28 protein-coding genes are annotated in these 24,688 nt (G+C 43.4%); 21 read left to right on the top strand and 7 right to left on the bottom strand.

Annotation, left to right across the window (positions count from 1 at the left end; all coding sequences use genetic code 11):
- The 6 genes from B5J94_RS14110 to ilvD all read right to left on the bottom strand — a co-directional run.
- The coding region (locus B5J94_RS14110; protein WP_158081037.1) for a hypothetical protein at nucleotides 1–474 on the bottom strand (474 nt) is incomplete at its 3' end.
- 4 nt (nucleotides 475–478) lie between these two features.
- On the bottom strand, nucleotides 479–931 hold the full coding sequence (locus tag B5J94_RS05220; protein ID WP_062501384.1) for a hypothetical protein: 453 nt from the start codon (nucleotides 929–931) through the stop codon (nucleotides 479–481).
- A gap of 175 nt (nucleotides 932–1,106) precedes the next feature.
- Nucleotides 1,107–1,814 carry a hypothetical protein gene (locus tag B5J94_RS05225; protein ID WP_062501386.1) on the bottom strand — a complete coding sequence of 236 codons (708 nt, stop codon included), beginning with the start codon at nucleotides 1,812–1,814 and terminating at the stop codon, nucleotides 1,107–1,109.
- Between the two features lie 29 nt (nucleotides 1,815–1,843).
- On the bottom strand, nucleotides 1,844–2,611 hold the full coding sequence (locus B5J94_RS05230) for a hypothetical protein (RefSeq protein ID WP_062501388.1): 768 nt from the start codon (nucleotides 2,609–2,611) through the stop codon (nucleotides 1,844–1,846).
- A gap of 225 nt (nucleotides 2,612–2,836) precedes the next feature.
- The gene (locus B5J94_RS05235) at nucleotides 2,837–3,274 is read right to left on the bottom strand and encodes a hypothetical protein (RefSeq protein ID WP_158081038.1); all 438 of its coding nucleotides are present in this window, start codon (nucleotides 3,272–3,274) and stop codon (nucleotides 2,837–2,839) included.
- A gap of 225 nt (nucleotides 3,275–3,499) precedes the next feature.
- The gene (gene ilvD, locus B5J94_RS05240; RefSeq protein WP_062498628.1) at nucleotides 3,500–5,398 is read right to left on the bottom strand and encodes a dihydroxy-acid dehydratase; all 1,899 of its coding nucleotides are present in this window, start codon (nucleotides 5,396–5,398) and stop codon (nucleotides 3,500–3,502) included.
- Nucleotides 5,399–5,630: 232 nt separating this feature from the next.
- Here ilvD and B5J94_RS05245 point away from each other — a divergent pair, with 232 nt between their 5' ends.
- The 15 genes from B5J94_RS05245 to B5J94_RS05315 all read left to right on the top strand — a co-directional run bounded on the left by B5J94_RS05245 (nucleotide 5,631) and on the right by B5J94_RS05315 (nucleotide 17,020).
- A complete protein-coding gene (locus B5J94_RS05245; RefSeq protein WP_062498629.1) occupies nucleotides 5,631–6,806 on the top strand; it encodes an AI-2E family transporter in 1,176 nt (391 codons plus the stop codon).
- 194 nt (nucleotides 6,807–7,000) lie between these two features.
- Nucleotides 7,001–7,597: a 6-pyruvoyl trahydropterin synthase family protein gene (locus B5J94_RS05250; protein ID WP_062498630.1), complete on the top strand. Its 597-nt coding sequence runs from the start codon at nucleotides 7,001–7,003 to the stop codon at nucleotides 7,595–7,597.
- A gap of 9 nt (nucleotides 7,598–7,606) precedes the next feature.
- The gene (locus B5J94_RS05255; RefSeq protein WP_062498631.1) at nucleotides 7,607–7,861 is read left to right on the top strand and encodes a type II toxin-antitoxin system TacA family antitoxin; all 255 of its coding nucleotides are present in this window, start codon (nucleotides 7,607–7,609) and stop codon (nucleotides 7,859–7,861) included.
- On the top strand, nucleotides 7,848–8,354 hold the full coding sequence (locus B5J94_RS05260; protein WP_158081039.1) for a GNAT family N-acetyltransferase: 507 nt from the start codon (nucleotides 7,848–7,850) through the stop codon (nucleotides 8,352–8,354). The genes B5J94_RS05255 and B5J94_RS05260 overlap by 14 nt, the downstream gene beginning before the upstream one ends.
- Complete coding sequence (gene tsaE / locus B5J94_RS05265; protein ID WP_062498633.1) at nucleotides 8,351–8,794, top strand: tRNA (adenosine(37)-N6)-threonylcarbamoyltransferase complex ATPase subunit type 1 TsaE; 444 nt, start codon at nucleotides 8,351–8,353, stop codon at nucleotides 8,792–8,794. The genes B5J94_RS05260 and tsaE overlap by 4 nt, the downstream gene beginning before the upstream one ends.
- A 774-nt stretch (nucleotides 8,795–9,568) precedes the next feature.
- Nucleotides 9,569–10,708 (top strand): tRNA (adenosine(37)-N6)-dimethylallyltransferase MiaA, encoded by a 1,140-nt coding sequence (miaA, locus tag B5J94_RS05270; protein WP_062498634.1) that lies wholly within the window; start codon nucleotides 9,569–9,571, stop codon nucleotides 10,706–10,708.
- Between the two features lie 65 nt (nucleotides 10,709–10,773).
- Nucleotides 10,774–11,379: an RNA chaperone Hfq gene (gene hfq / locus B5J94_RS05275; protein WP_062498635.1), complete on the top strand. Its 606-nt coding sequence runs from the start codon at nucleotides 10,774–10,776 to the stop codon at nucleotides 11,377–11,379.
- A gap of 165 nt (nucleotides 11,380–11,544) precedes the next feature.
- The gene (locus tag B5J94_RS05280) at nucleotides 11,545–12,534 is read left to right on the top strand and encodes a KpsF/GutQ family sugar-phosphate isomerase (RefSeq protein WP_062498649.1); all 990 of its coding nucleotides are present in this window, start codon (nucleotides 11,545–11,547) and stop codon (nucleotides 12,532–12,534) included.
- Between the two features lie 26 nt (nucleotides 12,535–12,560).
- Complete coding sequence (locus B5J94_RS05285) at nucleotides 12,561–13,082, top strand: KdsC family phosphatase (RefSeq protein ID WP_062498636.1); 522 nt, start codon at nucleotides 12,561–12,563, stop codon at nucleotides 13,080–13,082.
- Between the two features lie 47 nt (nucleotides 13,083–13,129).
- The gene (lptC, locus tag B5J94_RS05290; protein WP_062498637.1) at nucleotides 13,130–13,705 is read left to right on the top strand and encodes an LPS export ABC transporter periplasmic protein LptC; all 576 of its coding nucleotides are present in this window, start codon (nucleotides 13,130–13,132) and stop codon (nucleotides 13,703–13,705) included.
- 72 nt (nucleotides 13,706–13,777) lie between these two features.
- Complete coding sequence (gene lptA, locus B5J94_RS05295; protein ID WP_373280017.1) at nucleotides 13,778–14,257, top strand: lipopolysaccharide transport periplasmic protein LptA; 480 nt, start codon at nucleotides 13,778–13,780, stop codon at nucleotides 14,255–14,257.
- On the top strand, nucleotides 14,254–14,979 hold the full coding sequence (lptB, locus tag B5J94_RS05300) for an LPS export ABC transporter ATP-binding protein (RefSeq protein WP_062498639.1): 726 nt from the start codon (nucleotides 14,254–14,256) through the stop codon (nucleotides 14,977–14,979). Before lptA ends, lptB begins: the two co-directional genes overlap by 4 nt.
- Nucleotides 14,980–15,201: 222 nt before the next feature.
- Nucleotides 15,202–15,957 carry a 7-cyano-7-deazaguanine synthase QueC gene (gene queC, locus B5J94_RS05305; protein WP_079363983.1) on the top strand — a complete coding sequence of 252 codons (756 nt, stop codon included), beginning with the start codon at nucleotides 15,202–15,204 and terminating at the stop codon, nucleotides 15,955–15,957.
- A gap of 85 nt (nucleotides 15,958–16,042) precedes the next feature.
- Nucleotides 16,043–16,384, top strand: a complete 342-nt coding sequence (locus tag B5J94_RS05310; protein WP_062498640.1) for a DMT family transporter — start codon at nucleotides 16,043–16,045, stop codon at nucleotides 16,382–16,384.
- A gap of 45 nt (nucleotides 16,385–16,429) precedes the next feature.
- A complete protein-coding gene (locus tag B5J94_RS05315) occupies nucleotides 16,430–17,020 on the top strand; it encodes a TetR/AcrR family transcriptional regulator (RefSeq protein WP_062498641.1) in 591 nt (196 codons plus the stop codon).
- Nucleotides 17,021–17,103: 83 nt separating this feature from the next.
- On the opposite strand, the gene B5J94_RS05320 is transcribed toward B5J94_RS05315, so the two are convergent.
- Entirely contained in the window at nucleotides 17,104–18,417 is a 1,314-nt protein-coding gene (locus B5J94_RS05320) for an NCS2 family permease (protein WP_062498642.1), read from the bottom strand.
- A 172-nt stretch (nucleotides 18,418–18,589) separates the two neighbouring features.
- On the opposite strand from B5J94_RS05320, the gene B5J94_RS05325 reads away from it, so the two are divergent.
- The 6 genes from B5J94_RS05325 to B5J94_RS05350 all read left to right on the top strand — a co-directional run bounded on the left by B5J94_RS05325 (nucleotide 18,590) and on the right by B5J94_RS05350 (nucleotide 24,661).
- The gene (locus tag B5J94_RS05325; RefSeq protein WP_444542960.1) at nucleotides 18,590–19,087 is read left to right on the top strand and encodes a peroxiredoxin; all 498 of its coding nucleotides are present in this window, start codon (nucleotides 18,590–18,592) and stop codon (nucleotides 19,085–19,087) included.
- 5 nt (nucleotides 19,088–19,092) lie between these two features.
- On the top strand, nucleotides 19,093–20,292 hold the full coding sequence (locus B5J94_RS05330; RefSeq protein WP_228144529.1) for a glycosyltransferase: 1,200 nt from the start codon (nucleotides 19,093–19,095) through the stop codon (nucleotides 20,290–20,292).
- A 132-nt stretch (nucleotides 20,293–20,424) separates the two neighbouring features.
- Nucleotides 20,425–21,132, top strand: a complete 708-nt coding sequence (locus tag B5J94_RS05335; protein WP_062498643.1) for a YidX family protein — start codon at nucleotides 20,425–20,427, stop codon at nucleotides 21,130–21,132.
- A 151-nt stretch (nucleotides 21,133–21,283) separates the two neighbouring features.
- Nucleotides 21,284–21,913 (top strand): MarC family protein, encoded by a 630-nt coding sequence (locus tag B5J94_RS05340; RefSeq protein WP_062498644.1) that lies wholly within the window; start codon nucleotides 21,284–21,286, stop codon nucleotides 21,911–21,913.
- Between the two features lie 93 nt (nucleotides 21,914–22,006).
- Complete coding sequence (locus B5J94_RS05345; protein WP_062498645.1) at nucleotides 22,007–22,717, top strand: DUF1345 domain-containing protein; 711 nt, start codon at nucleotides 22,007–22,009, stop codon at nucleotides 22,715–22,717.
- Nucleotides 22,718–22,834: 117 nt separating this feature from the next.
- Nucleotides 22,835–24,661: a SurA N-terminal domain-containing protein gene (locus B5J94_RS05350; protein WP_228144530.1), complete on the top strand. Its 1,827-nt coding sequence runs from the start codon at nucleotides 22,835–22,837 to the stop codon at nucleotides 24,659–24,661.
- Nucleotides 24,662–24,688: the final 27 nt, after the last annotated feature.

Here is a 24,688-nt window from a genome sequence, read left to right on the forward strand (position 1 = left end):
TGACTGATGATTTAGATGAGCTGTTTTGGAACATGGGGGTGTGTGGTGATTTTGTGGTTTGTTGAGTGTAAGTGCACCAATCACAGCCGCCCCAGCTGGATTAAAAAACATAGCAGAGCCTGCCGCAACCGCCAACGCATTACCTGCAAAACTTAGGGCATTGCCAAGATTGATTTCGCCACTTTTGACATAGGTATCTCTCATAGATTGGACATCTTTATAAGCTAACACCGCACCAGCTACACCACCCAAAACACCTATTCCTTTTGCCCATTTTCCTTTTGGACTTTTATCAATAATAGTATGTGCGGTATCAGCCATGCCAGTTAGTATTGATGCCCCAGCAGCAATTCTACCAATCACATCGCCACTCTCCACTTGACCAATAAGCGTGTTAATGTTAATACCATTGCCAATAACACCACCAGTATCGCCAACAGTTTCAATGGCTTCTTTAATCAGATTTGTTATCATATTCTTACTCCTTATTACTTAGTTTTTTTCTGGCATTTCTAATGTCAGACCATATTAATAAAATCAAAACAACCAAACCCAAAATCACAAAAAACCTATTAGCAGAGGATATTTTATCTTTTGTGTAGGCGTAACTATCAGCAACTATCATCTCGCCATTAGGTTTATTGATATGAATGGTTGCCATTTGGGGGATTTCGTTGGTAATGCCAAGTACTGGGGGTTGGTAATAGTAACCAATGGTAAGTATTTCATCTAGGTGTCCCTCCCTAAATACACAGTTACTACCAATGTCTTTTTTGGGAATAACTGCATTACCACAAGCAATAATCAACCTTTCTTTGGTTTGGGGGTTGACGATACTCATGTGTTTAATTTCTCTATTTTTGCCATCTTTAGCAACAGTAACTAGCCTAACCTTACCTGTAATATAATGCAAGTCTTGTTTAAGGGGCAACCCACGACCATACTAAAGAAAGTAGAGAAAGAACCACACAATACAGCATAGTAATAATGAAAATACAAAATCACCAGTTTTCATGTTATCAGCCAAAAGGATTCACGAAATTATACATCCATTCACTAACCAACACAACACTTTTTCTCCATTTGCCATTGTCTTTCTATAGCAATCAAGCTACCCATCTTTCTTCTTCATTGATTGCAGGTATGTTGAGATTGTCATGAATAAATAACGCCCCTTTATAACCATCCGTGCCAATCACGTCAATGACGCCATTACCATTTAAGTCCAAGGTAAGTGGGTCATAGATGTGGTATTCGCCTGTGCGGGGGATGTCTAGCCAAGGATTTAGTAAATCTGGTAGCCAACTATAAAATTCTCGAGACCATTCCTCCGCAATATGCCAAGCAAAGCCTTTCCAATTGTCGGCATTAAAAAAATCTTTTGGGTGCATACCATCTTCACCCAATTTTGCCAAACCATATGCTTTTATGCTGATACCAGTAGCTTTCAAAATTTTTGCTGCTGCAGGTGTTTTTACTATATCGCCTGTTAGCAAATAGGCATCGCCAATTAAATCGGTTACATCTGTCAATTTTAGTGGTTCTGCATTGGGATCATCTCTATTGTCGTAAGCTTCTTTTAACTTACCAAAGGTAATTCCCAAAGAAACAGTATCAGCAATTTTTGAAATGTTATCCACCCCTCCATTGCTTGTACCTGTAAAAGTAGCAAACGCCCCTATCGATGATATTAGTCCAGCAGTTGCTGACAATATGTTACTAAAAGTTGGTTCTTTAATTGTCTCGCCAAAATCACCTCCTGCACTTATGGTGCCAGAAGCAAAATTATAACCATTTTTATGAAATTCATACAAACTTGCTATAACTGTTGCTAGTGAATTACTTATACATTTCTCCTATTTGTGTACAACATAAATATAAATGAAAAAAATATAGATAAAGTATAAGAAACCATACTTATTGTTAAGAACAAGAAAGATTTTCTCTTATTCTCTTGGAAAAATCGCAAAGAATCTTGATATTCTATGTAAGATATTCCACTGATTTTAACATCATATGCTAGAAAAATAGGCTTGTTATTTCCATTATAAGTAGTTAGATAAATAACTTCAATGCTTTCACCTATTGGCAATTCCAGTTCTCTATCCATGAGCTTATGATGTGGATAATTTAATTGAAAAGTTTGGCTATTAGTTAGTTTTTCTGATTTATTATTATTTATAACAAAATATTTTTCAGGTTTTTTATATTGGTTACTACCTACAATTGGTGAAGAAACCACCCCAGTTACAGTACTTAATTCTTTTTTTTCCTTATTAAAATCTATCATATAATAAGGAAATTCTAAAAAATTAAAAATTGATATAATGACAATAATTGATATTGGTGAAATAATAAATACAAACTTAATATCTTTTCTTATTTCCTCTATATTTTCTTTACCATCTTTAATTCTAAAATATAGAAACAAATATTCTATGATAAAAATAAAAAAAATAAAACCAAAACCAACAAAAACACTAAAAAAATAATTAGTTAAAAAACATAAAACAAAAAACACCATAAAAAATATATGGAAATTTTTAATTAATCTCTCTCTGTTAATATTTTCTTTAAAAAAAATAATATTAATAAAATGATTTAATCTCATAAAAATTTTCCCATATCTACATTAGAAAACCAAACACAATTTGATAAGTAATAGAGTTTATGGGTTAGACCCAAATGTAAATCTCGAAAAATTTAAATATTGATCTTTATTTAACCAATAAGTTGCCAATATTACAACAGCTCACAACCAACAAATTATACACCCATTCACTCATATACACAACATTTGTTTTCTTACTTATAAAACAGATTATTTTTATAACAATCAAGCCACCCATCTTTCTTCTTCATTGATTGCAGGTATGTTGAGATTATCATGAATAAACAACGCCCCTTTATAACCATCCGTGCCAATAACGTCAATGATGCCATTACCATTTAAGTCCAAGGTAAGTGGGTCATAGATGTGGTATTCGCCTGAGCGGGGGATGTCTAGCCAATCTTTAACGATGTCGGGGAGCCAGTCATAAACATCTGTAAAGTCAAACGGAAAATCAAAGTTATCAAATTGTTCTTTCAACTTATCAAAAAGGTTAGGCTCTTTAAACACTTTATCAAATAACTCTTTCCCCTTATCAACAATATCTTTAACCAATTCTTTTGTCTTGTCTATGATGTCTTTTGGCAATTTTTTGGTTTTATCTAGGGCGTGCCTGCCTTTGGTATTTGCAATGAAAAATGAGAAAAATCGCACGTTTTTCAAGGAAAAAACGCAGATTGATAGTTATTCTATCAAGCAAGTTTTTGACGATGAAAAACAAGATTTAGCCATTTTTCATGCAAAAATTGATAAAAGCGTTAAATTTTCATCTTATTTTATAAAATGTTATCAATGGTAGGCACGCCCTAAATACCAATCAAATTATCCATATTTACACCAAAAAAATAAGCCCAAAAAGTTGAGCTTATTTTATTATGTTGCTTTATCTTATTCCACCTGACTCACATCCCTTACCGCCCCTGTATCGGCACTCGTTGCCATAGCAGCATAGGCTCGCAGGGCTTGGGAAGCATAGCGTTCACGGTTTACAGGTTTCCACGCTTGTTTGCCACGCTCATTCATGGCGACACGGCGTTTGGCAAGCTCATCGTCTGATACGTCCAGATGAATGGTGCGGTTTGGAATGTCAATCTTGATGATGTCAAATTCTTCTACAAGTCCAATCGCACCGCCTTCAGCAGCTTCGGGGCTTGCGTGTCCGATAGACAGCCCTGATGTACCACCGCTAAATCTGCCGTCCGTGAGCAACGCACACGCCTTGCCTAGACCTTTGGATTTTAGATAAGACGTAGGGTAGAGCATTTCTTGCATACCAGGCCCGCCTTTTGGACCTTCATAGCGGATAATGACGATGTCGCCTGCCACGATTTTGTCCGCCAAAATCGCTTCCACCGCACTGTCTTGGCTTTCAAAGACTCTGGCACGTCCTGTAAAGGTCAAAATGCTCTCGTCCACGCCTGCGGTTTTGACCACACAGCCACGCTCGGCAATGTTGCCAAACAGCACCGCCAAACCGCCGTCTTGACTGTATGCAAATTCTTTGGAGCGGATACAGCCCGATTCACGGTTTAAGTCAAGATTGCCCCAGACTTTGTTTTGGCTAAATGCTTGCGTGGTGCGTACGCCCGCAGGGGCGGCGATGTACAGCTCTCGGGCGGTTTGGTTGTCAGGGTTCATTACGTCCCATTTGGCAAGGGCGTCCGCTAGGGTTGGGCTATGTATGGTTGGCACGTTGGTGCGAAGTAGCCCTGCTCGGTTAAGCTCCGCCAAAATCCCCATAACGCCTCCTGCACGGTGTACGTCTTCCATGTGGTATTTTTGCGTGGCAGGGGCGACTTTGGATAGGCACGGCACGGCACGAGATAAGCGGTCAATGTCCGCCATTTTAAAGTCCACGCCTGCTTCATTGGCACTGGCAAGCAAATGCAAAATGGTGTTGGTACTACCACCCATGGCAATGTCAAGGCTCATGGCGTTCAAAAATGCGTCTTTGGTGGCGATACTTCTTGGCAACACCGAATAATCATCTTGTTCATAATGACGTTTGGCAAGCTCTACAATGAGCCGACCCGCTTCTAAAAACAGCTCTTTACGCTTGGAGTGCGTGGCAAGTAGCGAGCCGTTGGCAGGTAAGGATAAGCCTAGTGCTTCGGTTAGGCAATTCATGGAGTTGGCGGTAAACATACCAGAGCAAGAGCCACAAGTTGGGCAAGCAGAACGCTCCACATTTGCCACGTCTTCATCGCTGATAAGGTCGTCTGCGGCGTCAATCATGGCGTCCACTAGGTCAAGTTTACGCACCTTTTTGCCCGTCTCATCGGTAACGGTCTCATGGGGCATATGTCCGTCATGCACTTCGCTGGCTAGCACCTTACCTGCTTCCATAGGACCGCCCGAGACAAAGACTGCGGGGATATTTAGGCGTAAGGTAGCCATAAGCATACCAGGGGTGATTTTGTCGCAGTTGGAGATACACACCAAAGCGTCCGCACAGTGGGCGTTTACCATATATTCCACGCTGTCGGCAATCAAATCACGGCTTGGCAAGCTATACAGCATACCGCCATGCCCCATCGCAATGCCATCATCAACGGCAATGGTGTTAAACTCTTTGGCAACACCTCCTGCCTTTTCAATCTCACGGGCAACGAGTTGTCCCATGTCTTTTAGATGAACGTGCCCGGGGACAAACTGCGTGAATGAGTTGGCAATGGCAATGATTGGCTTATTAAAATCATCGTCCGTCATACCTGTGGCACGCCATAGGGCTCTGGCTCCTGCCATGTTGCGACCTGATGTGGAAGTTTTTGAGCGGTATTGTGGCATAACTGTTCCTGATAAAGATGTGGCTTTTGGCTACAAAACTTTTGACTACAAATAAATTGACTTATTTTAACACTTTTTGTGAATGATATTTGACAAATTTTATTTATAATTTTTATCAATTTAAAAACTTTTAATTATTAAAAATAACGTCGCTACAAATCACTTGCCAAATTTGCCATTTTAGGCTACATTATTTGCACTTTTATTGATAGCATTCATCTAAGTGCCTGCCATGACCACATCTTACAAATCCGCCATAATCTTTTTTGTCGCCCTTGTCCTATTTTTGCTAAGTTTTTATTACCTGATACAGGTATGGTTGATGGTTTTTGCGTCCATTTTGGCAGCGGTGTTTTTGCTAAGTTTGGCACGGCTTACCCGCCAAATCCCCAAAGTGGGCGACTACTTTGCCAAATTGCCACACAGTGTGCAAATTGGCATGGTAACGATGGCAGTCTTAGCGGTGGAGGCGGGATTTTTGGCGATGTTTGGTTCAGAGCTTATCGCCCAATTTCACGATATAAAGGAGCTTGCTCCCAAGTCGCTTGACGTCATACAAGAGTATGCCAAAAATTATCCCATCGTCTATGAATGGCTGACCCAAAATGCGTGGGCGATAGAATTTAAACAAGACCCTAAGGCGTTTCTTAGTAAATTTCAAGACAGCATTGTCGGTGGTTTGCCTGCATTTTTTGGGGGTATGCTAAGCGGTGTGGGGACGTTTTTTGTGATTTTGGTGGTGGGGCTGTTTTTGGCATTATCGCCAAGCGTGTACACCAAAAGTGCCATTGCCCTTGTGCCAAAGCCGTATCGGGAAAAGGGCGAATACCTACTAAAACGCAGTTATGGGGCGATAGAGCAGTGGCTTATCGGGCAGTTTGTGGTCATGGCGTTTGTGGGTGTGGCGACAGGGGTGGCGTTGTGGCTGATGGGTATTCCGTTTGCATTGGCAATGGGCGTGATTGCCTTTGTGCTAGATTTTGTGCCTGTGATTGGCCCTTGGCTGTCGGCGGTGCCGATTTTGCTCCTTGTGTTGATTGTCTCGCCTGATTTGCTACTGTGGACACTTGTTATGATTGTTGTGGTTCAGCAGTTAGAAAGCTATGTGGTCGCCCCAATGGTACAACAGCGACTCATTGACTTGCCTCCTGTGGCTCTGCTACTCTCGCAAATTATCATGGGAACGCTCACAGGCGTGCTTGGCATTGCCATGGCGACACCGCTTATGGTGGTGGCGATTGTGTGGGTGCAGGTGGTGTATGTGAAGTTTGTCTTACAAGATTATTCAATCAAAGTGCTTGACCAAAACGAAAACGACATGAAAACCGACCCCTATGCTGATTATGACGCTTATAAGGCAAAAAGCGAGCCGAAAGTGGTGGTGCTCTCTTCAAAACACAATGAATAAACCCAAAGCAAAAATGGATGAGATGGGCATGTTTGTCGTGTTTTTAAGTGAACCATATACCAAAAGTATGTTGTCATCTATTTGGGTGTAATTTGCCTTATGTGGGGCTTTTGCTTGATTGAACCAAAATACGCATCCATTCAAAACCACAATTTCATGATATAATACAAAAAACCAACCATATAACTGAAAAAATGCGTATCCGTAAACTTTTTAAATTTGAAAATGCCCACATCGTCCGCAACTGTACGTCCGACCGTTGTAGTCGCTCCATTCATGGGCATAGCTATCAAGTGGAGCTTATCCTAGAAGCCCACGCCCTTGATAACGGGCAAATGGTCTATGATTTTGGACTGTTGAAGTCGCACATCAAGGACTTGATTGACAGCTTTGACCACGCCATTACCTTTTGGGACAAGGACGATGGCGATTATATCCGTGCGTGCAAGGATTTTTCGGCTCGCTGGATAAGTCTGCCTGTGTCGCCATCTGCCGAGCAGTTTAGTCGTGTCATTTTTTATTGGGCGGATAAAGTCATGCAAAACACCACGACCCAAAATGGTGAGACGGGCGTATCAGTCTATTCGGTCATCGTCCACGAGACCGCCACAGGTTATGCTCAGTGTTTTAAAGAAGATGTAGAAAACGAACGCATGGGTAAATTGTCGCTGGATATGTTTGAATTTAGCGAACAAGTCAAAGCCGAGTGGGGCGATGGCGAGCTGTTTGATAAGCTAAAACGTGGCGAGAAATTTGTCAATCCACAGCCGTTAAGACAAGTAAATTTTTAAGGATAAAGTATGATAGTATTAGACATTGCTCCTAGTGAACAAGTGATTATTGAAAAAGCAAGTCAAATTGTTGGTATGCCGTTGAGTGATTTTATTACTGAACAAGCCTATCAAACCGCTTTAAAAATAGTTGATAAAGATAAAGGTATTTATTTAACTGATGAAGAGTGGGATAATATGATGAATGTTTTAAATAACCCCCCAGAGCCAAATGAAAAAATGAAAGCGTTAATTGCTCGGGGTTATGAACTTGATAAATCGTAAGTATTCATTGATATTTGAACCATTAAATAAAAATCACGACAGGTCTTTATTTGACTGTGGTAATGATATATTAAATCGTTTTATTAAACAACTTGCCAGTCAAATTATAAAAAGACAAGAAGCTGTTATTTATGTTAGTCATAAAAATGGTCGTGTCATTGGATTTTATACCTTATCAGCCGATAAAATCCAAAAATCAGACAGTCCTGATGAATTGAAAAATCAATCACCGCATACTGCCGTACCTTGTATATTAATTGGACGTTTGGCGGTTGATAAAAATTATCAAGGTATGGGAATTGGTATTGATTTGTTGGCACACGCCCTACGGCGAGTAAAAAGAACGGCTGAGTTGATTGGTGTGGCTTTTGTGATTGTTGATGCCAAAGATGAACAGGCAAAATCATTTTATCAAAGTTATAGATTTTTTGAATTGCAAAATGCACCATTAAGAATGGCTTTTCCTGTTTCCAAAATTGAACGTGAAGAATGAAAACTTTAATCTTAAAAGACGAAACCGACACCGAGCGCCTTGCCAACGCCCTTGCCAAAATCAACCCCACAGGCAGTCTGTGGCTATCGGGCGATTTGGGGGCGGGCAAAACGACTTTTACCCGTTATCTTTTGCGGGCATTGGGGCATACAGGGGCGGTAAAGAGCCCAACTTATACCCTAGTTGAGCCGTATAACATCAACGGCAAGCCTGTGTACCATGCCGACCTATATCGGTTAAATGACCCAGAAGAGTTGGATTTTATTGGATTTTTTGAATATTTTGATGAACCAAATTCACTGGTTATCATTGAATGGGCAAGCCGTGCCGAGAGTATTTTGCCAAAGCCTGACATAACGATAAACATTACAAGACAAGCTGATGAGAGCAGGGCGGTAGAGATTGTTGGGACTGAGCTTGACATCTTTTATAATGGCTAATACAAATGTTTGACAAAATAAAAAATATCAGCCTTGTTTTGATGTTGTCAATTTGTATGGCTTTTGGTAGTTTGGTGCTATTTGTATTGCTTGAAATTTTTTGGCACAATTACCAATAAATCTCTTTCCAAACTAAAAATAAACCCTTACCTTATAAGTATTGGGGTTGAAGTTTTTAAAAATCCATAAAAATCAGGGTTTGGAAAGAAGTCTAATATAGCAATCTTACCAAATGGCAGGATGTAAAGACAGACAATCAAACCATTTATACACTTAAAGTAGATAACTCTTTTGGCAAAAAAGCAAGCAACATCAATATTTTAAAAATCAGTGTTACAGAAGACAAAGATAACGAACAAGTTATTTTTATAAAAAATCAGAAGGTTAAGATATCTGAAACAAACATAGATTATAAGACGGGTGGTATTATCTATTATCAAATAGATAATATAAACCTTAAAGCCACAATAGATAGCTATCCAAAACAATATTATCATCTGTCAAGTGCAAGGGCTGTGGATAATGATAAAAATATATTCTTTGATACACCACATCATTACAACGCTAAAAAAGATAAATCAATTTATTTTTTAACATTGTCTATTTGCGGTATTCTCACATTTATTATCAGCACAGCTTTAATTTATAGCAAAAAATCAAGTCAAGACTATCTACATAGAATTATTGATAAAATTATGATAATTTTCAATTTTGCCATTCTATCATTATTGATGTTTCATATAATTCGGATAATCTCTTGGAATTAAATAACAGATGAATTTACATTATAAATCCCTACCTGATAACACCGTCCTATCCCTTATCGCCCCGACCGCCAGCGGTAAGACCGATTTGGCGTGCCGTCTGTATGAGACAGGGCGGTTTGAGCTGATTTCGGTGGACAGTGCGTTGATTTATCAGGATATGAACATCGGCACGGCAAAACCGACCGATGATGAACTTGCCCGTTTTCCGCATTATTTGGTGAATATCATTAAGCCTACCGAAACTTATAATGTGGCGACTTTTGTGGCGGACGTGGAGCGACTCATTGGCGACATTCATGCACGGGGCAAGATTCCGCTACTTGTGGGCGGTACGATGATGTATTATATGGCACTCTTGGACGGTTTGTCTGCTGTGCCTGACACCGGCCCTGCCATTCGTGGGCAGGTCATGGCATGGCTGTCTGATAAAGGCATTGGCGAGCTGTACGCCTATCTGCAAACGCACGACCCCAAGATTTGTCAGCGTCTAAAAATATCCGACACCCAGCGTATCACACGGGCGGTGGAAGTGCATATGCAGACAGGCACGCCCATGAGCGTATGGCAAGCCACGCCCAAAGTCGCCCCTTGTCAAAACCCACATCAAAACTGGCTGACCCTATCGGTAGAGCCTGAGCGTGCGTGGCTACACGAGCGTATCGCCAAACGCCTTGACATCATGTGGGAGCAAGGGTTGGTGGATGAAGTCATTTCTCTTTTGCAAAAATACCCCGACCTAACGCCTGATATGCCGTCCATGCGGTGCGTGGGCTATCGGCAGGTATTGGAATTTTTGGCGATAACCGACCATGAGATTATGCAAATTTCCCCTGTTTGGCAAGCGTTTGCTCTAAATTTACAAAAAAACAACAAAATGACCGCCGAAAATGGCAAGAATTTTGTAACAAAAGGGCAAAATATGCATGATATGGCTTGCCAAGACATGAAAAATAAGGCATTATATGCAACAAGGCAACTGGCAAAACGTCAATCAACATGGCAAAGACAACTGACCAGTTTACCCCAATTTATAAACGCCAACGAAATGAATAAAACAAAGGCCAGCATAACAAGTGACCCCCAGTCACAGCAACGGATTTTTTCATTTGCAAGCATGAAAGACGCACAAAATGAGCTTTTGGCGTGATTTTTAACGTATTTTTCCAAGCACCGTTGGTTGCTTTTTTCTTGTGTTAATTTTGGAGAACAACAATGTCAAAAGGGCAAAGCCTACAAGACCCCTTCCTAAACGCTCTGCGTAAAGACCGCATTCCTGTGTCTATTTTTTTGGTGAATGGTATCAAGCTACAAGGTCAGATTGAGTCATTTGACCAGTATGTCGTATTGCTTAAAAATACCGTCAGCCAAATGGTCTATAAGCATGCCATTTCTACCGTTGTCCCCACTCGCAACCCACCCACAGATGGTGCAACCCCTAGCACAGGTACGGGCTATCCGTCATCGGTGGGCGTGATGAGTGGCAGTAACTATCAAGGCACGGGCTATCCTAATGCAGGCTTTGACCGTCAAGGCTTTGGCGGTGGGGCGGGCACGACCCGTCCTGTGGGTGGCTTTACTCGCACTCCGCCAAACCAAGGTTTCGGTGGCAATCAAGGCTTTGAACGTGGTGGCTATCCACAAGGGGGCATGGGCTTTAATCAAGGCTTTGAGCGTTCGGGTTTTGAAGAGCGTGGTTTTGATGGTAAAGGCTTTGAGAAAAATGAACGTGGTTTTGATGGCAAGGGATTTGATAACAAAGCCTTTGACAATGGCACCTTTGACCGCCAAGGGTTTGACAAAACCAATGACGATGAATGATGTCGCTCGTGGTGATTAACCATGCCAAAAAGCTCACATGATGTGGGCTTTTTTTATCGTGAAAGTTTTTATGATAAAAGTTATCGCAGTTTGATAAAAATTTGCCATAAAACATCGTCAAATATGGTATCATACCTATTTTATTTTATAGACTATCTGCCACTCATGAATGACCAAACCCCGAACACAGCCGACCTTGATACTGACTTTATCAGTGTGGGCTTGACCGCCATTAATACCGAACAAGAAGCATTGGCACTACTTAAAAATGAGCTTGATGAGCGTTTTGTGCAGGCGTGTCAGGCGATTTTGGCGTGTCGGGGGCGTGTCGTGGTGACAGGCATGGGCAAAAGCGGGCATATCGGGCGTAAGATAGCGGCGACGCTGGCAAGCACAGGCACGCCTGCGTTTTTTATGCACCCAGGGGAGGCCGGACATGGCGATTTGGGCATGTTGGTACAGGGCGATGTACTGATTGCCATTTCTAACTCAGGGCAGTCCGATGAGATTAAAATGCTCATCCCTGTTGTCAAACAGTTGGGCATTCCCTTAATCAGTATCAGCCGTGACCGTCGTGGGTTTTTACCCAAATCTGCCAATATCGCTTTGACCCTTGGTAACTTTGAAGAAGCCTGTCCGCTCGGATTGGCACCGACATCAAGCACGACTGCCACACTGGCATTAGGCGATGCATTGGCGGTGGCACTGTTGCATGCTCGGGGTTTTACCAGTAATGATTTTGCCTTGTCACACCCAGCAGGGGCATTGGGGCGTAAACTATTGACCCGTGTCAAGGATGTTATGCACACCGAGAACCTGCCCGTGGTGCGAGCCGATACCAGTCTTGATAAAGCCTTGCTTGTGATGACGGGGGGGCGACTGGGCTTGGCGGTGGTGGTTGATGAACAGGATGATGTGGTGGGTATTTTTACCGATGGCGATTTACGGCGTAAACTGGCGGATAATGTGTCGCTATCCGCCCCCATGAGTACACTCATGACCAAGCACCCTAAGCACACCACGGGCGAAATGCGAGCGTCCGATGCTTTAACGCTTATGAATGAGTGTGCCATCAGCCAATTATTGGTATTGAATAAGGGTAGGCTTGCGGGCGTGATTAGCATTCATGATTTGCTAAAAGCAGGCGTAAGCTAAATTTGTAAAACAACAAAAGGAAAAGCATGAGCGACTTAACCAAACGATTGCAAGCGGTCAAACTTTTTGTCATGGACGTGGATGGGATTTTGTCAGACGGGCAAATCATCTATGATGCCAATGGTGTAGAAACCAAAGCCTTTTATGTTCAAGATGGTGTGGGGTTAAAAGCACTCAAAAAGCAAGGGATTATCCTTGCCATCATTACAGGCAGAAACTCGCCCATGGTGGCACGTCGTGCTGATGAGCTGGGCATTGACCATGTGGTGCAGGGGCGAGATGATAAATTTACTGCTTTATCTGCCCTTGCCGATGAGCTTGGACTGTCTGTGGGCGAATGCATGTACATGGGCGATGATTTGCCCGACCTAAAAGCCGTGCGTGAAGCAGGCGTGGGCGTGTCTGTGCCAAATGGCTGTGCCGAGACACAAGCGGCGGCAGACATTGTCACTACTAAGATGGGCGGTCATGGTGCGGTGCGTGAAGTGTGCGAGCAGTTATTAAAGGCAAAAGGGGTTTATGATGCCTTTATCGCCCAATACATCTAAGCATCTAAGTTGGTAATAATCAAGCTGAAAAATAGAGATAATCACTCATGAATCTAAAAATTCTCAGCGTGCTTGGTGTGATGGCACTCATGGTCGGGGCGTGGTTTTTTTACAAAGAAGACGTCAAAATTGAACCTGCCGTGCCGTCTGCCCCTGCCGTCTCTTATGAAGTCACCGAGATTAAGGCGGTGCAGACCAGTCCTGAGACGGGCGAGATTGAATACACGCTAACGGCGGACAGTTTGGCAAAAAACAGTGCAGGCGTGGATGAGATGAAAAACGCCAAAATAGACTGGACACCGCCAAACAGCGAAACTTATCATTTAGAAGCCAGTCTTGCCAGTTTGGAGCAGACCACGGGTGATTTGTTATTAAAAGAAGGCTTTGTGTTGGTGCGACAAGGCGATGACACCAAGCCCGACATGACCATCAAAGGCAGCCTACTAACAGGCAATACCAAACAACGTCAAGTGGCAAGCAGTGAGCCTATCAGCGTTACCCAAGGGGCGGACAGCTTTATGGCACAGGGTTTTACAGGGGATTTGCAGACGGGCGAGTATGAATTTCACCGCATTCAAATGGAGTTTGCCCCGCCCAAGCGTGAAGACAAGCCTTTATTTTAATTCATCTATTATGGATATCTTATGAGAACATCACACTTAATATCAGCCCAAATCCTACTTTTTGTGGCAGGGATGGGCATGGCGTTATCTGCCCATGCTCTGCCGTCAGATGCCAGTCAGCCTATTCGTCTGCTTGCTGACAAAGCGACATACAGCGAGCGTACAGGTGTAACCAATTATTTGGGTAATGTCATCATTGAACAAGGCACGCTCAAAATCACCGCCGACAACATTACGCTAAACTTAGATGATAAGCGTAGCATTAAAACTGCTGTGGCAACAGGTCGCCCTGCAACCATGCAACAAGTCGTCACCCAAGAAAAGGGTCTTGCTAAGGGACAGGCAAATAAGATTGATTATAATGCCGTGACAGGCATCATTACGCTCACGGGCAATGCCAAGCTAACCCAAGCAGGGGCGAGCTTTTCGGGCAATACCATTCGTTATAGCCTAAAACTGGGCGATGTGGAAGCCAATGCTGGTGGTGGTCGCCGTGTGGAGTTGGTGTTTCCGCCGAGCGAGTCCAACAGTCAAACAGGTGTTCGCCCATGACCACGCTTGCCATGCACCATTTGGGCAAACGCTATGGACAGCGTTGGGTGGTCAAAGATGTCTCCTTTGAGATAGATGAAGGACAAGTGGTGGGTATTTTAGGGCCTAACGGAGCAGGCAAGACCACAAGTTTTTATATGGTCATTGGGTTTGTGCCGATGGATAAAGGACAAATCATGTTGGGTGATATTGATTTGTCCAAAAAAGCCATGCATGAACGTGCCAAAGCAGGTGTTGGTTATCTGCCCCAAGAAAGCTCTATTTTTCGTAAGCTGACCATTGAGCAGAACATTTTGGCGATATTACAGACCCGTCAGGATTTGGATAAATCCGCCCAACTTGCCGAGCTTGAAAAGCTCATTGGCGAGTTTCATTTGGAGCATGTACGGTATTCGCTGGGCATGAGTGTGTCAGGGGGCGAACGTCGTCGCTGTGAGATTGCCAGAGCGTTGGCAGCTAACCCTAAATTTATCCTGCTAGATGAGCCGTTTGCAGGGGTTGACCCTATTTCGGTGGGTGACATTAAGGATGTCATTACTGCTTTAAAGCAGCGAGGTATTGGCGTACTCATTACCGACCATAATGTGCGTGAAACCTTATCCATCTGTCAGAAAGCTTATATCGTGTCCGAAGGCAATATCATCGCCCAAGGTTCGCCCAATGACATCTTACAAAATGAGTTGGTGCAAAAGGTTTATTTGGGCAAAGATTTTATGGTGTAGACTAGGATGTCTCTACCACTGATGAGTAAAAAGATGAGCGAGATGCAAAATACCAATAAAAATCTCGTTTTCTACAACCATTGTATTTATAAAACTTTCTAAATGATGTAAAGGTTGAATACATTCTAGACTTGTTAAAAATAAAACTGCCACAATTGAAGGATTTTTTGAATTTTGTGTTAAAATTGACCGTTTGATTATTTGCATGGTTTGTATTTTATGATGACATTTTGTCCCTATGACCCTAAGAATAATGACCTTAACATTCCCCATTCTGACGATTTTGCAAGTCAAAAGGCGGTCGTTTTGTTCTCAGGAGGGCTTGACTCCACTACTTGTCTGTATTGGGCAAAGGCTGTTTTTAAAGAGGTTACCGCCATCAGTTTTTGCTACGGACAACGTCATTTAAGCGAACTTGCTTTTTCATCCGCCATTGCCCAGATGCTTGGTGTGTCGCACCGCATCATTGATATTGACATCGCTCAGCTTGGTGGCTCGGCACTGACTGACAGTAGTATTGAGGTGCCTGACCATCAAGCAGACAGCGATGCTGTGCCTGTCACGTACGTCCCTGCACGTAATACCATTTTTCTGTCTTATGCCTTGGCTGTGGCAGAAGTAACCGAAGCCTGTGCCATCATCATCGGGGTAAGTTCGGTTGATTTTTCAGGCTATCCTGACTGCCGAGATGACTATATTCGTGCCTTTGAGACCATGGCAAATCTTGCCACCGTGGCAGGGCGAGCAGGCAGACGCTTATCCATCATCGCCCCTTTGCAATATTTATCCAAAGCCCAAACTCTAAAACTTGGATTGTCGTTGGGTGTGGACTATGCCCAAACCGTGTCATGCTACCGTGCCGACAGTGATGGGAGAGCCTGTGGCGAGTGTGACAGCTGTGTGTTACGTCATCAAGGCTTTGTGCAAGCAGGCATATCCGACCCCACTCGTTATCAAGATAAGACAGGGATAAATTAAAAAAACTTGCACTTAGCTATGATTTTTTGTAAAATATAAAACCGACCAGTCGGTTTTATTCATCATAGTTAACATTGAAATCATCATGCAACTACCCACCGCTTACGCCTTGCTCGCCCTTGCCATCATCAGCGAAGTAACAGGTTCGACTTTTTTAGTAAAATCAGACGGATTTAGCAGGTTCATTCCCACTTGTATTACGCTCATCTGTTTTGCCATCGCTTTTTACCTTCTGTCTCATGTCGTCAAGGTCATTCCCCTTGGCATGACCTATGCCATTTGGTCGGGCGTGGGCATTATCTTGACTGCCTTGATTGGCGTGTTTATCCTAAAACAGTCCTTAGACACGCCTGCCATCATCGGCATGGCTTTTATCGTGGCAGGTGTGGTGATTATGAATATTTTCTCGTCTGCCACCACCCATTAGCTTTCAAGATTATTCTTTAAATCATTTTAACCCCAAGAGATTCTTATGAATGACTTATTTGCCACCAACACCGCCATGCCCACACCTGATGATAAAACCCCCAAACGTAAAAACAACCCCGAGCTGTTACGCCATACCATTTTGGTCTGTACCAAAAATCTCATGCTAGACGTTGGCATTGGCAATCTGTCCATGCAAAAAGTGGCGGACATGGCAGGCACGAGCAAAGGCGGACTGTTTCATCATTTCAAATCCAAAGATGAACTCATCACCAGCGTGGTGGAGCTGTTTATCGCCCAAATCAACACCGCCATATTAGCCGACATGGATGCCCATTCTGATAAGATGGGGGCATTTACCAAAGCCTATGTTCGGGTGATGTTTGACAATCAAGAGATTGGACTAAAAAGCGACTGGGCAGGTCTTATTAGAGCCATGGTCACCAATGTGCAGATGTATGGGCTATGGAGAAATTGGCTTGCCCAAAAAATCAAAACTCATGCAGGCACCGACAGCGACCCACGCCTGTCTGTCATACGCTGTGCCGTAGATGGTGCATGGCTCAATGGCATCCCCCATGATGAATTGCCTGCCATGCGGGCGTATTTGCTAAAATTGGCAGACGATGTGCATTAACATAACCATTTATTGTATAACATCCATCTACCAAAAAACCATTCACCGTTGGTAAATGATTTTTATTTTTACAGTATTGAAATTTAAATGGCATAGCCTAACGCATAGAATGCCACCAAAGAGATGGCAATGACAACCGTGCCGGTGTTGAGTTTTTTAAACTCACCAGAGATGATGCGACCTAGCACCAATGAACCAAAACCGAGCATGATGCCTGTAACGATATTTGCCGTCAAGACGATAAACACAGCACAGATAAGCCCACTCATCGCTCCCACAAAGTCATCAAAATCAAGTTTTGAGACATTGCTTAGCATGAGCAAACCCACATACATGAGTGCAGGAGCAGTGGCATAGTTTGGCACCAAAAATGCCAATGGCTCAAAAAACAGCATGAGCAAGAACAGACCACCCACGACCACCGCCGTAAGTCCCGTTTTACCCCCCACCGCTGTACCTGTCGCCGACTCAATATAGACCGCCGCAGGGGCAGTACCGAATACCCCCGACATGATTGATGATACCGAGTCTGCTGTGAGTGCCTTGCCACCGCCTAAGATTTGTCCATTTTTGTCAATGAGACCCGCCTGTCCTGCCACCGCACGAATCGTTCCTGTGGCATCAAACACCGCTGTCATGACAAGGGCGAATACCGCAGGCAGTACGGCGGCATTTAATGCTCCCATGATGTCCATCGCCCCAAACAGCGATTCATTGCCAAAGGTGGGCAGTTTAAAAACAGAACCACCAAATTTGACATTTGGGTCAAAAATTAGCCCAATGATGGTGATGGCGATAATGACCCATAGAATACTGCCTTTGACTTGACGTTTTTCAAGACCAACAATCGCCGCCAAACCCAAGAGCGACATGATGACCCCAAAAGATGTAAACTCACCCATTTTGACAGGCAGTCCTGCATCATTTTTGATGACCAGTCCCACACCATTGGCAGCGATGAGCAGTAAAAACAGACCAATACCAATACCTGCCCCATGAGCGATGGCACTGGGCAGATTTTTTAAAATCCATGCCCGAATGCCTGTTACCGATATGAGCGTAAACAGTATGCCCATCAAAAAAATCGCCCCTAAGGCGACATTAATGCTGATTTGCTGTCCCAGTACCAAGCTAAATGCGGTAAATGCTGTCAAGCTGATGGCACAACCGATTGCCATTGGTACATTGGCAAACACGCCAATCAAAATAGAACCCAGCCCTGCCACCAAGCATGTGGCGATAAAAACTGACCCAGCAGGAAAACCTGCATTAGCGAGCATCCCTGGCACAACAATCACCGAGTACACCATCGCCAAAAACGTGGTCAAACCTGCAATGACTTCTTGGCGTACCGTTGAGCCACGCTCATTGATGTTAAAAAAAGAAAGCAAAGACATAAATCGCCTTATCTTAGATTGCCCAAAAATTAGCGGCTAATTTTACCGTATAATGACAATTTTTACAAATATTAACGAAAATTTTTTCATGATGTGTGTCTTGTTTTAACGTTGGTAATTTACGTATTTTTTGGGTAAAATAGACACACTGTTTTTATCATATCAAATCATCATGAACAATTCCCAAGAAAGCATCGCTCTGCCTGATTTTGCCGTTCGTTTGGTTCATCGCTCTGATGAGGGCTTTATCAATGAAGAGATTGAGTTAAAAAAATACATCAGTAGCTGTGGTTTGGGCTTGATTTTATATTTTTATCCCAAAGACAACACCCAAGGATGTAGCGTGCAGGCGAGCGACTTTACCGCCTTATGCGATGAATTTGCCACGCTTGGCTATGTGGTGCTTGGTGTGTCTCGTGATGGCGTACGTTCTCATCAAAATTTCATCACCAAAAAAGAACTTCTCATTGGGCTTGTCAGTGATGCCGATGAAAAACTGTGCCAGCATTTTGAGGTCATCAAAGAAAAAATGATGTATGGTAAAACTCATCTTGGTGTGGTACGCTCTACATTTGTGTTTGACAAAACAGGTAATATGCTCGCCAGTTTTCGTAACGTCAAAGCCAAAGAACACGCCAGAACGCTACTAAACTTTCTAAAAACGCTATGAAAGTCATGCACTTATTATCATCGTTAAAGCACGATGAATCTGAACGGGGTATTTTTGCCATCACGCACGCCCTATCTAAGGCAGGGCATGAATCTGTGGTGGTTGGCTCTGCTACGGCTGATGATGAGCTTGTGCTTCGTCTACTTCGTGATGACACGAAGTATTATCGCATTCCCATGCTAAAAAAATCATGGTTGTCATTGGTGTATGTCCTAAAACTCAGACGGCTCATCAGTGAGTACGAACCTGATATTGTCCATGTCCATTCTCGCACGCCTGCATGGGTGCTACATTGGGCAATCCGCCCATTGCCTGATGACAAACAACCCAAAATCGTGGCGACCGTTTATGGTTTTTATCCATTAAACAATTACAGTAAAGCCTTGTTTTTCTCCGATGTCATCATCAGTGCATCTTATAGTATTGATAAATATCTCAAAGAAAAACTTGCCATCAAAAAAGAAGAATACAACATTCAAGAATTTCCCTTTAAAATCGTCTGCATTCGTCGTGGCGTAGATACTCGCAAATACCCCTATCGCCATCATGCATCCGTGCATTGGCTTCATGGCGTATTTGCCCAATATCCTGAACTTGAACACAAAAAATGGCTCGTGTTTCCCACACCTGTTGGACATGAATACGGTCAAGATTGGCTTGTGGACATTTTGGGTAACTTAAAAGACAAATTCCCAAACATCCACGCCATCGTTATGGATGATGATTTGGCAACTGCAACCGACCAAGACGTCGCTTACGAGGAATTTGTTCAACGCTTGCACGCTTTGGGTCTAAACAATCGTGTGACATTCATCGGACGGCGACCACCTGACATGAAAGAGTGGTTATCATCTGCCAATGTGGTACTTGCTCTTGCCGAACGCCCTGAGAGCATTGGTATTACTGCCATTCAAGCGATACACCTTGGCACGCCCATCATTGGCTGGGCAAGGGGGGCATTTGCTGATATTTTACAAGCCACTTATCCCCAAGGGCTAATCAAAGAGGAGACTGCCCTTGCTCTGTGTAAAAACATCAAATTTCACCTACAAAATAAAACTCGCCCCCCAATGACTCACGAATACACCATTGAACAGATGACCGCTGAAACCTTAGCCGTATATCAGTCGCTTGCCCCAGAGTGTCATTTGGTTCATAAAGACAGACATGATAATTTGGTCTGTGTCAAAGCCCAAAGTACCTAAAAATCATGGTCTTACAAGTTATTTTTGCACGGAGCGTTTACAGGCGTTTTAAAATTATTTATAATCGGTTTTGTAGATTATTTGGTTTTATAAAAATAATCTACCTTTTTATTGGTTATATAAGGCTGTTTTATGAAAAAACTAAGCAAGCTTGGCAAAATCGCCCTAACATCTGTCCTATCAGCAACCCTGCTGTCAGGCTGTGCAACCAGTGCATTGTTAGAAAAGGACTCAGGCGGTACTTACACCACCACCCAAAAGAGGGTGCTAACCAATGACGTCGTTGTGGCATTTGGTAAGCCATCATTAAAGCTACCCAACATCCCATCGGATGCGGTCGTGATTGTCGGTCAGCGTAACAGCTATGTGTTGGTTGAAGGTGGGACTCGCTTTAACAATCTCATCACTCGCCTTGATCCACGCCATATCAGCCTTACCAAAGGCTTGGACTTTTATTCTACCAATAATGACGGCAGTTTTACCGGTGAACTTGCCTTTAAATACACCAAGTTAAAAGCCGAAGTGACCAACGAAGAGCTAAACTTCTTTTTGCAAAATGGCGTCAAAGAATGCACCAATCACAGCGAATCGAATCTTGGGGCTCAAAGCTACTGCTTTGATATTCCCCTAAAAGGTCATACCTATCCTGCCGTGAGCAATCAGTCCAGCCTAAAAGCACTGAGTAAAGCCTACCCTGTCACCATCTACACCAACGAGCAAACCACGGCTTACCGTGAAGGGCAAAGCAGTTCTGTTGAAAAACTGGTGCTGTTTCCTTTCGCCGCCGCTTTTGATGTAGTCACCTTGCCACTGCAAATCATCGGGCAAATTTTTGACTGATATTAAAGTTTATGGTTGATAAATAGGACGTATTTGGGTGCGTCCTATTTTTGTGGATAATTGCTCTATGATGATTGCCATAGGAAAAACATAGAAGTCATGTTAAAATACATCTTTTGTCATGACAATGAAACGACATCAAGGATAACTTGTGGATACCGAACTCATCAAAATCATTCTCGCTTTTGTGGTGCTGATAAACCCATTTAGCTCTTTGGGGCTTTTTTTGAACCTAACCAAAGGCCATACTGCCAAAGACCGTCAAAAAGTTGCCCAAATCACCTGTTTGACGGTGTTTATAGGCATTGCCTTTTTTACCATTTTGGGTGAGAGCTTGTTAAAAGTATTGGGCATCTCGGTGGGGTCGTTTCAGGTGGCAGGTGGGATATTGGTATTTTTGATTGCCATTAACATGATGAACGGTGGTGGCAATCCTGTTAAGCCCAACGAAGAAGATGTGGAAGTTAGCTCGTCTTTGACAGCATCAGCGGTGGTGCCCCTTGCTATCCCCATGATGATAGGGCCTGGCGGCATCTCAACGGTCATCATCTATTCTAGTCAGGTCAAGGGTGTGTTTCAGGTGGGAATGATTTTGGCGGCAGGGCTGTGTATCAGTGTGTTTTGTTATGTGTCACTCATGGCAGCAGGAAAAATCAGTCGCTTTTTGGGTGATACAGGGCTAAACATCCTAAGTCGCATCATGGGCATGCTACTTGCAGCGGTAGCAATTGAGATTTTGATTAATGGACTGCGAGCATTATTTCCACAGCTGGCAAGCTGACCAATCTATAAGACCAATCTACCAAATAAGATTTGGGTGATATTTTCATCTTCTTATCTTTTGTTTTTTGACTTTACTATGCCAATATTTGACATGAAATCACCCAAAAAAGGCACGTTGTTTTATAAAATCTATGGCTTTTTGCAGGATAACATGAATCTTGTTATTTCGCTCATCGTCGCCATTTGTGTGTATTTTTCTTTGTCTGATGTGCGTTTTTTAAAGCGGTTTGTGCCAAGCATTAATATAGAAACGGTGTATTTGTTGGCGTGGGACAGCTTTTTGGTGGCGTATTTATTGTTGGCATTTAACATGTTTATCACAACCAACACCGAGGACATCAAAAAACGGGCTCATGAGCAGTATGAACGTAAACATACCATGCTTATTTTGATACTCATCACATCTTTTGTCAGTATGATTGCCATCATCAATGAGATGCGTATCAGTGCTTTGTATGAGGGCTGGCTTTCTACTTTGCATGTTTGTATCACCTTTGGTACATTGATTGTCTCATGGCTGTTCATCCATACCTTATTTGCATTATACTATGCCCATGGTTATTACGATGCCATGCCCGATGACAAGTATCCGCTTGATTTTCCTTATGAAAATAACCCTGATTATTGGGATTTTTTGTATTTTGCCTTGGGTATTGGTGCAACAGGAGGCGTGCCTGATGTCTCTTTTACCAGTAAAAAACTTCGTCGCATTGGGACGTTTCATAGTGTGTTATCCTTTTTCTTTAATACGGCGGTATTGTCGCTGGTGATGGAGATGATGGGGTCGCTGGTCTCACCATAAAATGATATGGCTTAGCAGGCGTGAAAAGTGGTAGAGAATTTTGGCAAAATGTTGTATCATAAAGAGTTTTTTGTGATTTTAATTTGTGATTTTAATAAGTGATGTATTATGGAGCAGATGCGTAATTTTATGCAAAGTTGGGCGGGTAAGGCAGTGCTTATCATCACGCTCATTCCTATGGCATTTTTGGGTGTGCAGTCATTTAGCAGTGGCGGACAGATTGCCCCCAATCAAATCGTCAAAGTGGGCGATACTGCCATTGACACCGCAACCTTTCAGTCGGAGGTGAATAACTATCGGACTCGCCTGCTTGAACATACCGATGGCAGTTTGATTGATGATAAAGCCTTAAATGATGAGGTGTTGGAGAGTTTGATTGACAGAGCATTGTTAGAAAATCAAACCCAGTTTCTGGGCATGAGTGTCTCTGATAACACCATTGCCCGTCTGCTTCGGGCTGACCCAACTTTTCATGACGCCAACGGCAAATTTTCAAACGACATTTTTGCTCAGTATTTACAAAATCGTGGCATGACCAAGGACATGCTCTTTGATGTATTTGGCACGCAGTTGTCGCTACGACAGCTGACGAGCAGTATTTTGGGAACGGCTGTTTATCCTGACAGCCAAATCAGTCGCTTGATAGACTTGCAGACCCAAAGCCGTGAAGCGTGGGTGGTGCGTTACAACTGGCAGGATTTTGCCAATCAAGTAACCGTCAGCACTGATGAGATTGAGACCTATTATCATGCTAATAAACAAGACATGATTGCGCCGCCAAGTGTGGATTTGGCTTATATAATCCTAAGTGATACTGACATCAAGGCAGATACTCCAAGCGAAGATGAAATTCGTGCACAATACCAAGCCACTTTACAAGCTCGAGGCGATGGCAGACAGTTGTCGCACATCTTATTAACAGGAGATGATGCCAAAAATCGTGCCAAAGATATTAAAGCAAAACTGGATGCAGGCGAGTCTTTTGAGATACTTGCCAAGGCACATTCGGACGACCCCACGGGCGAGAGCGGTGGCGACATCGGAAGCTATAACCCTGCCTTTTTTTTTGGCGACAGTAGCAGTGCTGTGGAGAATGCCATCAGCGGGCTGACAGCAGGGGGCGTGAGTGAGCCTGTGCAGACAGGGTTTGGCTATCACATCTTTAAAGTCACCAAAATGGGCGATGCCCCAAGCCTTGATAGCATGCGTGACGAGCTGACCAAACGAGCGACCGAGCGTAAACGTGCCAACGCCATGAACGAGATGATTACCAAAATCAACACCATGACAACTGACAGCATGGGCATTAGCGACATCGCCCAAGAGACGGGACTAACCGCTCGTAGTATTAAAGGCTACACCAAGGACAATAACACCAGCGAGCTGTCTGCTCCTGTGGTGGTGTCGGCAGCCTTTGACGACTTTGCCATCAGCGACCAGTCGGTCAGCCCCAACATCACGCTCGCTGACAAAACGGTGTGGGTACAGCCGACCAACTACCAAGATGCCAGAGAACTGACATTGGCAGAAGCGAGTGAGCAAATCAAGGCAACCCTAACCAAGCAAAAAGCCATCAAACTTGCCCTAGGCACAGCCAACGCTCGTGCCAAAGAAGACCCAGCGACCCTTACCAAGTCTGCCCAGCGTTTGGGTGTGGTCACTCGCCAAAGCCCAGAGCTACTGCCTGCCGAGCGTGCTAGCCTGTTTGTACATAACAAAGACGGCATGAGTGCGTGGGCGGTAGAGACGGACGCAGGGGTGAGTGTCATGGTGGGCGATAAAGCCCAAAGCACGGCAACCGCCCAAATCTCGGATGCAGAACGTCTGTCAGCCTCGCAAATCATCCGTGATAATGTCGGTCAAGACCAACTCCAAGACTATTTGCACTACCTGCGTGATACTAAAGAAGTGCAAATCAACGAACAAGCCATGTCTGGACACTAAGACAAGCATAATATCAAAAACCCATAT

This window comes from Moraxella lacunata (genome assembly GCF_002027545.1).
Taxonomy (GTDB): Bacteria; Pseudomonadota; Gammaproteobacteria; order Pseudomonadales; family Moraxellaceae; genus Moraxella; species Moraxella lacunata.

Bases quoted from the DNA above. Each gene is read 5' to 3' on its own strand.
- B5J94_RS05230 (WP_062501388.1), bottom strand. From the start codon at position 2,611: ATGAGATTAAATCATTTTATTAATATTATTTTTTTTAAAGAAAATATT.
- ilvD (WP_062498628.1), bottom strand. From the start codon at position 5,398: ATGCCACAATACCGCTCAAAAACTTCCACATCAGGTCGCAACATGGCA.
- B5J94_RS05245 (WP_062498629.1), top strand. From the start codon at position 5,631: ATGACCACATCTTACAAATCCGCCATAATCTTTTTTGTCGCCCTTGTC.
- B5J94_RS05250 (WP_062498630.1), top strand. From the start codon at position 7,001: ATGCGTATCCGTAAACTTTTTAAATTTGAAAATGCCCACATCGTCCGC.
- B5J94_RS05255 (WP_062498631.1), top strand. From the start codon at position 7,607: ATGATAGTATTAGACATTGCTCCTAGTGAACAAGTGATTATTGAAAAA.
- tsaE (WP_062498633.1), top strand. From the start codon at position 8,351: ATGAAAACTTTAATCTTAAAAGACGAAACCGACACCGAGCGCCTTGCC.
- miaA (WP_062498634.1), top strand. From the start codon at position 9,569: ATGAATTTACATTATAAATCCCTACCTGATAACACCGTCCTATCCCTT.
- hfq (WP_062498635.1), top strand. From the start codon at position 10,774: ATGTCAAAAGGGCAAAGCCTACAAGACCCCTTCCTAAACGCTCTGCGT.
- B5J94_RS05280 (WP_062498649.1), top strand. From the start codon at position 11,545: ATGAATGACCAAACCCCGAACACAGCCGACCTTGATACTGACTTTATC.
- B5J94_RS05285 (WP_062498636.1), top strand. From the start codon at position 12,561: ATGAGCGACTTAACCAAACGATTGCAAGCGGTCAAACTTTTTGTCATG.
- lptC (WP_062498637.1), top strand. From the start codon at position 13,130: ATGAATCTAAAAATTCTCAGCGTGCTTGGTGTGATGGCACTCATGGTC.
- lptA (WP_373280017.1), top strand. From the start codon at position 13,778: ATGGGCATGGCGTTATCTGCCCATGCTCTGCCGTCAGATGCCAGTCAG.
- lptB (WP_062498639.1), top strand. From the start codon at position 14,254: ATGACCACGCTTGCCATGCACCATTTGGGCAAACGCTATGGACAGCGT.
- queC (WP_079363983.1), top strand. From the start codon at position 15,202: ATGACATTTTGTCCCTATGACCCTAAGAATAATGACCTTAACATTCCC.
- B5J94_RS05310 (WP_062498640.1), top strand. From the start codon at position 16,043: ATGCAACTACCCACCGCTTACGCCTTGCTCGCCCTTGCCATCATCAGC.
- B5J94_RS05315 (WP_062498641.1), top strand. From the start codon at position 16,430: ATGAATGACTTATTTGCCACCAACACCGCCATGCCCACACCTGATGAT.
- B5J94_RS05320 (WP_062498642.1), bottom strand. From the start codon at position 18,417: ATGTCTTTGCTTTCTTTTTTTAACATCAATGAGCGTGGCTCAACGGTA.
- B5J94_RS05325 (WP_444542960.1), top strand. From the start codon at position 18,590: ATGAACAATTCCCAAGAAAGCATCGCTCTGCCTGATTTTGCCGTTCGT.
- B5J94_RS05330 (WP_228144529.1), top strand. From the start codon at position 19,093: ATGCACTTATTATCATCGTTAAAGCACGATGAATCTGAACGGGGTATT.
- B5J94_RS05335 (WP_062498643.1), top strand. From the start codon at position 20,425: ATGAAAAAACTAAGCAAGCTTGGCAAAATCGCCCTAACATCTGTCCTA.
- B5J94_RS05345 (WP_062498645.1), top strand. From the start codon at position 22,007: ATGAAATCACCCAAAAAAGGCACGTTGTTTTATAAAATCTATGGCTTT.
- B5J94_RS05350 (WP_228144530.1), top strand. From the start codon at position 22,835: ATGCGTAATTTTATGCAAAGTTGGGCGGGTAAGGCAGTGCTTATCATC.